The 12701-nt window shown below is 41.7% G+C and carries 8 protein-coding genes; 3 read left to right on the top strand and 5 right to left on the bottom strand.

The genetic code is table 11. The features are described from left to right. Positions 1–4: 4 nt before the first annotated feature. The gene (locus tag QL886_RS07000) at positions 5–1357 is read right to left on the bottom strand and encodes a Na(+)-translocating NADH-quinone reductase subunit A (protein WP_238069994.1); all 1353 of its coding nucleotides are present in this window, start codon (positions 1355–1357) and stop codon (positions 5–7) included. A 1095-nt stretch (positions 1358–2452) separates the two neighbouring features. On the opposite strand from QL886_RS07000, the gene hisA reads away from it, so the two are divergent. The 3 genes from hisA to QL886_RS06985 all read left to right on the top strand — a co-directional run bounded on the left by hisA (position 2453) and on the right by QL886_RS06985 (position 5312). Next, positions 2453–3190 carry a 1-(5-phosphoribosyl)-5-[(5-phosphoribosylamino)methylideneamino]imidazole-4-carboxamide isomerase gene (gene hisA / locus QL886_RS06995; protein WP_201568059.1) on the top strand — a complete coding sequence of 246 codons (738 nt, stop codon included), beginning with the start codon at positions 2453–2455 and terminating at the stop codon, positions 3188–3190. Positions 3191–3275: 85 nt separating this feature from the next. Continuing rightward, complete coding sequence (locus QL886_RS06990; protein ID WP_290178140.1) at positions 3276–4949, top strand: mechanosensitive ion channel family protein; 1674 nt, start codon at positions 3276–3278, stop codon at positions 4947–4949. A gap of 81 nt (positions 4950–5030) precedes the next feature. After that, complete coding sequence (locus tag QL886_RS06985) at positions 5031–5312, top strand: hypothetical protein (RefSeq protein ID WP_191114411.1); 282 nt, start codon at positions 5031–5033, stop codon at positions 5310–5312. 117 nt (positions 5313–5429) lie between these two features. On the opposite strand, the gene rnr is transcribed toward QL886_RS06985, so the two are convergent. The 4 genes from rnr to thrS all read right to left on the bottom strand — a co-directional run bounded on the left by rnr (position 5430) and on the right by thrS (position 11958). Beyond that, complete coding sequence (gene rnr, locus QL886_RS06980) at positions 5430–7706, bottom strand: ribonuclease R (RefSeq protein WP_238069996.1); 2277 nt, start codon at positions 7704–7706, stop codon at positions 5430–5432. Between the two features lie 139 nt (positions 7707–7845). Beyond that, positions 7846–9090 (bottom strand): toxic anion resistance protein, encoded by a 1245-nt coding sequence (locus QL886_RS06975; RefSeq protein WP_290178139.1) that lies wholly within the window; start codon positions 9088–9090, stop codon positions 7846–7848. Positions 9091–9496: 406 nt separating this feature from the next. Further along, complete coding sequence (gene infC / locus QL886_RS06970) at positions 9497–10000, bottom strand: translation initiation factor IF-3 (protein WP_057762155.1); 504 nt, start codon at positions 9998–10000, stop codon at positions 9497–9499. 23 nt (positions 10001–10023) lie between these two features. Beyond that, positions 10024–11958, bottom strand: coding sequence for a threonine--tRNA ligase (gene thrS, locus QL886_RS06965; protein WP_102091060.1), 1935 nt, complete (start codon positions 11956–11958; stop codon positions 10024–10026). Positions 11959–12701: the final 743 nt, after the last annotated feature.

Raw genomic sequence — 12701 nt, 5'->3', positions numbered from 1 at the left:
GTGGTTAGCCCTCCAGCTCAATGCGCGTTAAGTTATCACGCAAAATATCACCGAATTCATATTTGCCAGGAGATACAAAGGTGCATAGTGCCAAATCTTCTTCGTCCAGTTCAAGCACACCCAAATCTACGGCGCTAATGATGTCTTCGACGATCAATGCACGTAGTAACTGAGTTGGTAGGTAATCTTGTGGCATGACTTCTTCATAGACACCGATTGGTACCATCGCTCGTGGTGAGCCGTTACTGGTCGTAGTAAAGTCGTATTTTTTGCCACCAAAGAACTGCGAAATATAGATAGGCAGTTTTGAGAAGCGGTTTTTACCTGGAGTAAAGAAGTGGAACGCAGGACGCTCACGGCCTTCAGTCAATACACTGATCTGATTGTGAAAACGACCCAGATAGGCGATGTTTTCAAACACTTTGCGACCAGACAATACTGAACCTGAAATGATACGGTTCTCGCCAGCAGCCAGTTTACCTTTGGTCAATGCAGTAATATCAGCACCGCGTTCAGTCATAACCAAGTGCGGGTTGGTGACAGCAGGACCTGCTAAGCTCACCATGCGGCGAGTATATAGACGACCTGTCGTAAACAATTTACCGATGGCAATCACATCTTGATAACCAATCGTCCATACGGTTACACCGCGGCTAATAGGATGCAAGAAATGAATGTGCGTACCAGCAAGACCAGCTGGATGCTTACCAGCAAAACCATGATACTCAGTGACGTTATTCGCTGCAGTTTTTGCAACTGGCGTCAGTTGGGTATCGCCGTGATGGCAGACAAAGGTCTTTGGACTAAGCGTAGATAATACAGCAAGTCCATCATTGAACGCTTGTAGCTGCTCATTGATCACAAGCATTGGGTCAAAGGCAAGTGGATTGGTATCCATTGCTGTGACAAAGATGGCATGTGGACGAGCGCCGATTTCGGGTGCGCGGCTATAAGGACGCGTACGGAACGCTGTCCATTCGCCAGAGGCAATCAGTTGGGTTTCAACGACTTCAGAGTCTAGGTCAGCAAGCTGCTGTGAGTCATAGCGCTCAAAGTCTACTTCTTCACCATTTGGGTCGACCGCAATCACAAGACTCTCAAACACTCGACGTTCGCCACGTTTAACAGCGACGACCTTACCGGCAGCAGGGGCAGTGTAGATCACGCCAACACGTTTTTTGTCTTCAAAAACGGGCTGACCTTTGGCTACAATGTCACCTTCTTTGACATTCATAGTGGGCTTCATACCCACATAATCATAGCCAACAAGTGCTACATGTGTCGGTTGGTGCTCAGATATCTCGCGGGAGGGTTCACCAGTGATGGGCAAATCCAAACCTTTTTTGATGGTAATCATAAGCGAAAACTTAGTCCATAGTCTAAAACGATACCAGACGTCCTGTTTGGTATATCGGTAGCATGAACATTTGTATCACTCAATAAAGCTTTCAATCGTCTATTTCCTTTATAGTGAAATAGGGATGAAAGCTCTGTGAAGACAATACATGATCATAACTACTAGTAAGAGTATTAACGCTGACCTTAGACTCCTTAACAACACGTTAATGTCTTATTCGAATTACCAAAGTGGCGACTGGCTACCAAGGTGTATGCTAAAACCGCTTCATCGAAACCAATCGCTACAGCACATGGCTAAAAGAGACTGGTTTAAATACAAATGGCTTTATCACACGTTTCATTGAAATTTAAAACTTGTAACACCAGCATGTTTGACCATCTCTCGTTTACGAATACCGTTTAAAGATATTCGATAGAATAAGAGTGTGGCCAAATAACGATCTATTAAGGTAGATGATATACTGGTTGAAAGACAAACTAGCTAAGCAACTGATAAGCAAACCTCACTTATTATAAGCTGCTATAGTTTTAATCGTAACGGTTTTAATATAGTTAGCTAGTGATAGGGACTTGCAAGACATCTAATTAAGGTTAAATACCGCAGAATCGATGGTTTAGAGACTATTGGTTGAGATTTTTCAGATAGTCCTTTTTAGCAATTTCTTGGCCAATATTTTATTGGCGTATTGAGCGATTGCTCGATCCATCCTGATCACCATGCTGTATTAGTGAGTCGTAACAACTCAACAAAAAGCGTAACACATGGTTACTATCACATAGAAACAAATAAAAATTTACCTAGGATTATACGCTAAATTGACCTAAAATTGCCAGTCAGTAATAGAATTTAACGATTGTTGGTAGTGATTCTACGTACTAAAACTTATGGTTATGATTGTCTAGTTTCTGTCTTTCTTATTTATATTCAAACAGATTGTTAACTTAGCGATGTCTTGGTTTTCGATCTGTTCATAATTTATGCTACTTTTAAGCAGCGTTTTCTCTCGTTATTTGACGCTTCAATAACGTTTCATTCTCAAAATTTTAATTTACTAAATTTATTGCCAATCTTGTGCTTTATAAGGAATGCTATATGTGTGCTGTGCCTGTCATTATCCCGGCTATTGATTTAAAAGATGGTAAGTGTGTACGTTTAAAACAAGGCCGTATGGAAGATGATACGGTGTTCTCTGATGACCCAGTTGCTATGGCAGCGCGTTGGGTAGATGAAGGCGCGCGTCGCTTACATTTGGTCGATTTGAATGGTGCTTTTGATGGCGTGCCAGTACATAGACAAGTAGTCAATGATATTACCAAAGCCTACCCGAACCTGCCTATTCAATTGGGCGGCGGTGTACGTAACATGAACACCATCGAGCAGTATATTACCGCAGGTTTGACGTATATCATTATCGGTACAAAAGCTGTTGAAGATCCTGGGTTTGTCGCGGAAGCTTGCCGCGAATTTGCAGGGCATATCATCGTCGGTATCGACGCCAAAGACGGTATGGTAGCCACTCATGGCTGGGCAAACGTGACAGATACCAAAGCGACCGAACTTGCTAAGCGCTTTGCAGATGTAGGCGTGTCATCAATCGTTTATACCGATATCGCCCGCGATGGCATGATGCAAGGCGTTAACGTTGAACAAACCGTTAATTTGGCGCGTGAAGGCGGACTACCTGTGATTGCATCAGGTGGCGTTACCGATATGAAAGATATTGAGCTGTTGAAGCCGTATGGTGATTGTATCGAAGGCATTATTACTGGTCGCGCTATCTACGAAGGCACGCTGAACTTGAGCGAAGCACAGCTTTATTTAGATAGCTAAATAAAGCCGAAGTTAGTCAGCTAAAATCAGGCAGCTAATTACAATCAGCTAAGCGAGAAAAATCCGTAAAAAATAAAGGATGCTTATGGCCACTTACATTGACCGTCCGATAGTACGCAGTTCTATAAAAGCGTGGGGTCAAATGGTGTTGCTACTAAGCATCCTTTTTGCGTTCTCAGCGCATGCTGCCAGTGAAGAGATTTCTGGTATCGCAGCAGCGTTAGGTATAGAGACGACTGAAGGTGTAGAAACGAAAGAGGAAAGCGTATCTAACGATAATTCTGCCACATCAGAAAATGAAACATTAACAGGTGATACCACGGAACTTGACAGCTCATTGCCAACGCCTGCTCCACCGCCAGTCATCAGTGGCGAAAGCACTAATAATGCTCAAATCGAGACCACACCCACACCGCAAAAAGACAACGACATTCGTCAACGTATCAGCGGTATCTTCTCTGAAATCGAAGGCTTACAAGCCGTCAATGTTAGTGTCACCCAAGGGGTCGTTACCCTAACGGGAGAAACAGCCAACGAAAAAAAAGCACAGCAAGCGATTAATTTAACCAATCGTCTAACAGATGTCGTCACTGTAGAAGACAGAATTAACCGCACGCTAGATGTTCAAGAGAATGTCTCAACAGTCTATCAAGGTTTAAAAGCACAGGTGACTAATCTTGTGAAGGCGCTACCGCTACTATTGGTCGGCATTGTTATATTTGCCTTGGTAGCATGGTTTGGCAGTTGGTTATCTAATCGAAAAAAGATGTGGCAACGTCTAACACCCAATCCATTTGTCGCTGAGCTACTGTCACAAACGGTCAAAGTTATCTTTATTATCTTTGGTCTGATTCTAGGACTAAGTCTGATAGGTGCAGAGACTATTTTAGGTACATTGCTTGGTGGGGCAGGTGTCATTGGTATTGCGGTTGGTTTCGCAGTCAAAGATACCATTGAGAATTATATCGCTTCATTAATGCTGAGCATTCGCCAACCTTTTCGTGCTCGTGACCATATCGTGATTAATGGACAAGAGGGCATCGTGGTTCGTTTGACTTCACGTGCGACAATACTGATGACACTGGATGGTAATCAGCTGCGCATTCCTAATGCTGAAGTTTTTAAAGGTACGATCTTAAATTACACCAAGAACCCTGAGCGCCGATTTACTTTTGAATTGGGCGTTGATGCCAATGATGATCCTTTAGCAGCAATTAAAGTCGGATTGGATGCGATACATACGCTGGCGTTTGTGTTGGATGAGCCCAAAGCAATTGCTGTCATTACCAACGTGGGTGATTCTAATATTGTTTTGGAATTTCAGGTTTGGGTAGATCAATCAGAGACTGACTTTGCCAAAGCACGCAGTATTGCCATTCGTGAGACCAAGCACGCACTAGAAGACAAAGGCTTTAGCTTACCTGAGCCTATCTATCGTCTGCGCTTCAACAACAAGTTAGAAAAAGCCTTTGAACACATGCAGAACAGTGTCAGCAATACTAATAATATTCAATCTGATATGGCGATTACTCCGACTATCCCTAAACCTGCTGAAACAAATCAGGTCAACGAGAGTCATACGGATGACCAAGATAAAAAACAAGCCAAGGCTCGAGCCAAAACCATTCTGCAAGGTCGCAGTGCTAATGAGGTTCTCGACGCCCGTCCTGACGATAAGCTGATGGAAAAGGTTGAGCAAGAGATTGCTCAAAGCTCAGATGAGACGGATTTATTGAATAATAATAGCCCTCAAGAATAGGTACTAGACATTAAATAAGGTTTAGGCATAAAAAGTGCAACAGAATCTATATTTGGTGGTTATTCAAATACGGGGCTTTTTATGGAAATGAAACACGTTATTATCTTTGCAATAATTGGTATTGTGGCATTGCTTGGCTTTAACATTATCAATGGCAATAGTCGCGAACAAAATAGAGAGATTGCAACCAGTAGTGTAGCGGCTGAACAGCCTGATTCTACAGTAGCTACCTCTGATACAGATATTACTAGCCAGCCACTTAGCCAACAGCCGAAAGCGATCGTAGATAGTGCTACTAGCAAAATTGATCAAGCACAGCAAGCCGAGCAAGACCGTGTAGAGCAATTAGACGATGCGCAATAGGCACAATAAATAGCTATATCATCTATAACTCAAAAGTACACAGCATAAAAAAGGCTAACGATTACGTTAGCCTTTTTTATTGTATTACAACACCAGTATCTAAATATCAGTCTAAGCTTAACTTTTTTTGGCAGCACCTCTGCGGTTACTGCTTCTTTTCGCTGGAGTTTTCTTAGGTTGCTCTTTCTTCGGTTGACCTTTTTTGCTTTGGTTCATTGCACTAGATTGCAACTTAGCCTTCAAATCAAAGTCAATTTGTAGCAGGTCCATGTTGACACCCGCAACCTTCACTTTAACCGAATCGCCCAGTCCAAATAGCGTGCCTTTATCTTTACCGATAAGCTGCTGTTGCTGCTCATCGTAGACAAAGAAGTCATCACCAACGTTTGAGATATGAACCAAACCATCGATATATAAGTCAGTTAATGTGACGAATAAACCAAAGCTAGTAACCGTAGTCACAACGCCTTCGAACTCTTCACCGACATGATCAGTCATATAATGACACTTGAGCCAAGACTCTACATAACGTGATGCTTTTTCTGCACGGCGTTCTGTATCTGATGTTTGTGTACCAGCACCTTCAAGAGAAAAGTCCATCACAGGTTGTTGGCTATTGGTGACTTTTGCCTTAATCGCGCGATGCAGCATCAAATCTGGATAACGGCGAATCGGCGAGGTAAAGTGGCTATATTCGTCATATGCCAAGCCAAAGTGACCAATATTGTCAGGTGCGTAGTTTGCTTGCATCATTGAACGCAGCAGCATGCTATGAATACTGATGGCATCTGGCCTATCTTTAGTCGCTTCGATAATGCGCTGATAATCCGCTTGCGTTGGATTCTCTTCTGGGAATGGTAAGCCAAAGTTTTTCGCATACTCATGAATACGCATCGACTTCTCATTATCAGGCTTATCATGGTTACGATACAAAACTGGTAACTCATGTTTAAGCGCGAAGTTTGCAGCACAAGTATTGGCAAGCAACATACACTCTTCGATTAGCTTCTGAGAGTCGCCACGAGTGCGCGGTAAAATCGCTTCGATTCCGCCTTTTTCGTTGAACTTGATATACGTTTCAACCGTTTCAAATTCCATTGCATGACGTTCTTCACGCTTTTTAAGCAGTAGCTCATACAGCTGATGTAACGTATCAACAGATTTTTTAACGTCTTTATTACCTGTTAGTGATTTAGGTAATCTCTTATCATTTGGGTTCACAAGATAATCGTTTACTTGATTATAAGTTAGACGGGCTTGTGAGTGCATCACTGATGGATAGAACTCATATCCAGTCACTTTACCGGCGCGCGATATCTTGATATCAGCAACCATACATAAGCGATCTAGATTAGGGTTCAATGAGCATAGACCGTTAGATAACACTTCAGGCAACATCGGAATCACGCGATGCGGGAAGTATACTGAAGTACCACGCTCATAGGCATCTTGGTCAAGTGGTGAATTCGGTGTCACATAATAGCTGACATCCGCAATCGCAACCACGACACGGTAGTTACCACCAGAACGCTTTTCAGCAAATACAGCATCATCAAAGTCACGAGCATCTTCGCCATCGATAGTGACAAGCGGTAGATGACGTATATCTGTACGGCCTTTTATGTCTTTTTCTGTTGGCTCTTGATAGTCATCGGCTTGCTTAAGCGCAGCTTCGCTAAAATCTGATGGAATATCATAGTTGAGCAGGGTAGTCTCAATAATCAATTCACGGTCATTATCATCAGACAGCACTTCAGTGATTTTGCCAGTGGCAAATTCATGCTGGTTTGGCCAGTCAATGATATCGACTTTAACAGGAGCGCCTTGCTTAATATTTAGCGCCTGAACATTGTCATCAGTAACTGTAATCGGCTGATGATTGTTCGGGCTACCAAGCTCAACACAATAGCCGTCTTCATCACGAGCAAGTGTACCGATAAAGTTGTTTTGACGACGTTCGACAACATCAACAATACGTCCTTCGGTACGTCCACGATTGTCTGTTGAAGTGCCGACAGCTGCTACCGTATCGCCATTGAATACCCAACGCATTTGTTTTTCATGTAAAAACAAATCTGGCATATCACTTAGTACCACAAAACCAAAACCTTTTGGATGGGCAGACACTGTACCTGAGACGATATCTTGCTTGGTCACTGTGCGATAGCGATAAGGACGACCATCACGATTTACTTGGCCATCACGCGCCATTGCTTTTAGGCGATTGCCCAAAGCATCAAACTGATCAGGATCATCAATGTTAAAGGCTTTTGCCAATTGTTGATGCGTAACTTCCCCATGCTCGTTAATCGTGCTGAGTATCAGCTCACGACTAGGAATCGGGTTGTCATATTTTTTTGCCTCACTTGAGGCGTTTGGATCATTCCAACTCATAAATTACCGTATCTATTTTTAAAATTATTAATAGTGGCTATCTTAACACGAACGACGTTGCAATATCTTGCGTCAATTGTCTTATGTGTATTCGGTAGCAGGAAGCGGTCAGTTTTCTGACGACCGCTATAGGGATAAATCAAATATCGATATCGACACTGCTAGATTGGTTAGTGATTTTTTTACTATCCAACTCTTTTGAGACTTCTAATACCGTAGTCTGATTCGACTTATCCAAGTATTTTTGTGCTTTATCTACTTCAGTGGTCAGTGTATTGACCGTTTGCTTCATATTCTCTAGCGCTTCAATTTTGTAATTACTAATCATATCCATAGTGTCATAGACATTATTGAAGGCATTTTGCAGTTTATCAAGCTCAATACTACTGCTAGTCGCCTGTTCGTGAATCTCACCTGACTGACGTTTGAGCATGGCTGAGGTTGATTCAATCAAACTACTGGTGGTTTTATTCAAGGCAGTGATTTGATCAAGTACCAGTTTTTGATTGGTCATTGCTTGGGCAACAACAACAGCCGTGCGTAAAGCTGACACTGTGGTCGTGGTTGCGCGATCGACACCTTTGATCAGCTCTAGGTTATTACGGCGAATAGTATCAAGCGCCAAGTAACCTTGTACATTCACGGCTAACTGAGTTAGAAAGTCAGTGTTTTTTTGACGGACATAGAACAACATCTCTTCTTTAATAATGCGCGCTTTTTCAGGATCTGTTGCTTCTATCGCATAGACCTTTTGCTCAAGTTGCTCATCAATCTTTTTGCCAACGTAGACATATTGACGAATAGACTGCATCAGCTCCCACATATTTATTTTTTCTTGCTCAATCATCGCATTGTCTTTAAGCAATTCGTCTTTACCATTGTAGAGACTAGTCACAACGGCATTGATGTGCGACTGCGCTGACTCATACTGACGGAAATAATCCTGTACCTTGTTGCCAAATGGAATGAGACCGAACAACTTGCGCGAGCTGGTCAGCTCTTTTTTGCTCGGATCTAAGTCTTCGACAATCCCGCGTAGTTCCGTTAGCGATTTAGCAATAGGAGAGTTGTCGAATAAACTGTCATTAAGACTTTTTGCGGGCAAATCTAACATTCGGTTAGATACTTGTGCAGACTCGCGAATCTCTTTTGTACCTAGATTATGAATAGACTGCACGTTCTGTCGAAACTCATCGCTATGCACAGAGTTGGTAATCACATGATCAACAAAAGCATCAACCTTGGCATCGAGCTCAGGAATTTGGCTTTCATCCAATTTGACCATCTGATCTGCTTCACTTTTTTGTATTTCTTTGACAGGTTCAGGTGCTGTTAGAGAGATACTGGGAGTTGTAGCGTTTTCTGGTGGCGTCAATTCTTGCATGAAATATCCTCTGATATCGGAGAAGGGAAGTGTTTTTTGCCAACGACTCTGACAGTCGTGATGTACATTGTTTTTATTTATACACTTAGCTTTTTTACACTTATAAATTATCTTTAGCTCATACTAACTTCTATCAAATAATCACTAGTTACTGCTAAATACTGACTAGTAAATATAACTAGATCTTTAGATTACCGTGTAATCAGAAAGTTGAGAAGGTAGATTTTGTAAAATAGCGTCAGTCAATGATGCTAGGCTATTTATGTTCAGCATAGCTATGTTCATTACAGCAGTTTTTGAGTCCAAATAATAAAAAACCATCAATATCCCGCAGCATATTGATGGTTAGAGTTATAAATAGCTATATAGACTAACAGCCACCACTCAAAGCAATCCAATAGACAGATTACTTTTTCTTAGTGGGTCCAAGCAGCATACCCATCTGACGACCTTCCATCTTAGGGTACTGTTCGACGTTTGAGATATCAGCAGTATCTTCAATGATACGATCAAGTTGTTTGCGACCGATATCTTGGTGCGCCATTTCACGTCCGCGGAAACGGATGCTAATTTTAACTTTGTCTTGATCTTCCAAGAAGCTCACGATTTTTCTCAGTTTAACCTGATAATCGGCCTCTTCGGTACTAGGACGTAGCTTCATCTCTTTAAGCTGAGTCTGCTTTTGGTTTTTCTTAGCTTCTTTAGCCTTTTGCTTTTGATCATAGAGGAAGTGCTTATAATCCATGATCTTACATACTGGCGGCTTAGCTTCAGGAACTAATTCAACCAAATCTAGATTTTCATCACGTGCCGCTTTCATCGCGGTTGCGATATCAACCACGCCCATTTGCTCGCCATCTTCTTTAACGAGACGGACTTCTTTGACATTGATATCTTCGTTGATGTTCAAACGGTTGGACTGTTTAATAGGTATTACTCCTCATCTGTTTTTGGGGTCTGTCGGCCTTTTTTACTGACAGCGGTCTGTACTAATGTAATAAATTCGGAAACACTCATCACGCCAAGGTTCTCACCTTCGCGAGTTCGGACGTTAACACTGCCCGATTCGACTTCTTTATCCCCTAATACTAGCATATAGGGAATACGTTCTAATGTTTTCTCTCGTATCTTAAATCCAATCTTTTCGTTACGCAAGTCGCTAATAGCGCGCAAACCTGCATTTTTAAGCTCGCTAACCACGTTTTCACATGCATCAGCTTGTTTATCAGTGATGTTCATGACCACAACTTGCTGCGGTGCTAGCCATACTGGCATCCAACCTGCGTAGTTTTCGATCAAAATACCAATGAAACGCTCAAACGAACCTAAGATTGCACGGTGCAACATAATAGGTACTTCACGATCGTTCTGCTCATTGACGAACTCAGCATCGAGACGTTCAGGCATGTTTGGATCAACCTGAATGGTACCGCACTGCCAAATACGTCCTAATGAATCCTTCAGACTGAACTCAATCTTTGGACCATAGAATGCACCTTCGCCAGGTAAGTAATCCCAGTCTAGCCCTGAGCTATCAAGCGCATCTGCTAGCGCTTTTTCTGCAAAGTCCCAAGACTCATCACTACCAACGCGTTTTTCAGGGCGGGTAGAAAGCTTCATAATAATATTGTCAAAACCAAAATCTTCATAGACCGCAAGTGTTAGCTTAATAAAATCAGCAACTTCTTGTTGAATTTGTGCTTGTGTACAGAAGATATGGGCATCATCTTGAGTAAAACCACGTACGCGCATCAAACCATGCAATGAACCTGATGGCTCGTTACGATGACAAGAACCAAATTCAGCCATACGTAGTGGCAAGTCACGGTAAGATTTTAGACCTTGATTAAACACTTGCACGTGACAAGGACAGTTCATCGGTTTTACCGCATAATCACGGTTTTCACTAGAAGTCGTGAACATATTGGTTGCATAGTTGCCCCAATGTCCTGAACGCTCCCACAAACTGCGATCAACAATTTGAGGTGTTTTAATCTCTTCATAGCCATTGTCGTATTGTACTTTACGCATATACTGCTCAAGTACTTGATAAATCGTCCAACCATTAGCATGCCAGAACACCATACCTGGCGCTTGCTCTTGCATATGAAATAGGTTCAGCGCTTTACCAATTTTGCGATGGTCACGTTTTTCTGCTTCTTCAATACGCTGGATATAAGCTTTCAACTGTTTCTTATCAGCCCACGCAGTACCATAGATACGCTGCAACTGCTCGTTTTTGGCATCACCGCGCCAATAAGCACCTGACATTTTGGTCAGTTTAAATACTTTCAAAAAGCGCGTGTTTGGCACATGCGGGCCACGGCACATATCGACGTATTCTTGATGATGATACAAGCCAAAGGCTTCTTCACCTGGCATATCATTAATAAGCTTTAGCTTATAGTCTTCGTTACGTGATTCAAATATCTCGATCGCTTCGGCACGTGGCGTCATTTTTTTGATAACGTCATAATCTTGCTTGATCAGCTCCATCATGCGTTTTTCAATGGCTTCCATATGCTCAGGCGTAAATGGCGTTTCACTAAAGATATCGTAATAAAAACCATCATCAATAACAGGACCAATGACCATCTTCACATCAGGATATAATTGTTTAACTGCATGACCTAATAGGTGAGCGCATGAGTGACGGATAATATCGACACCATCGTCGTCTTTTGGCGTTACGATTTCAACATTGGCATCAGCGACGATAGGATCATGTGCATCTACTAAATGACCATTTACACGTCCAGCAACTGTCGCTTTAGCGAGTCCTGTCCCAATACTTTGCGCCACTTCCATGACTGTTGTATGACCTTCAAAGTCTTTTACACTACCATCGGGTAAAGTAATCGCTACCATAATCTATTCGCCTATTATTGGGTCCGTTGGCAGTGATGATTGCAACCATCAATCATATAACCGTGAGACCACATCAATTATATCTAATCATTGTGATATGTTGTGAAAGGAACGCATTACCTAAAGACTTATTATGACTATATATGCTAGAGCTGATGCAAGGCTCAAAGCCAGTTAATCAATAGCATTGCAGCAAAACGCATTTCACTATAGAAGTAACATAACAGCCAAAATATATAAGTAATGCAGCAAAATACCTATTATAGCAAAAACCGTCTCTCAACACTAGATATCAAGGGATTGCGCGACGACTAATATAAGAGCCATATCTTATGATAAAGGTAGTATCAAATACTGCACTATGTAAGACAATATACTGAAAGCGTCATATAAGCCTGAATAACTTAGCTTGTATATAGTGCTAATTGTATGAATATCAACATTCAAAAATATAAGAGGTAATTTGTTTAAGGAAAATACTCAAGAATGACAGGACAAATAAGTCGAGTTATGAAGATCAAACAAGCTTATCTTTATTGAAAATTGGTGAATTAAATCGCATTGCGCACTAGTATTAAAGAAAGTAGAGAACCTCAATTTTATAACCCATTGAAAAAAGTACAGATTTACTCATCTCCTAAAATAAGATTAAAAACATTAATAAAACGGGTTGACACAGAAGTTAAACCGTCTATAATACGCACCTCATCAAGACGAGCTGGAAGTAGCTAGTGTGATTACAC

It is taken from the genome of Psychrobacter sp. APC 3281 (assembly GCF_030407815.1).
In the GTDB taxonomy this organism is placed as follows: domain Bacteria; phylum Pseudomonadota; class Gammaproteobacteria; order Pseudomonadales; family Moraxellaceae; genus Psychrobacter.
This window is presented reverse-complemented; position numbering and strand designations above follow the sequence as displayed.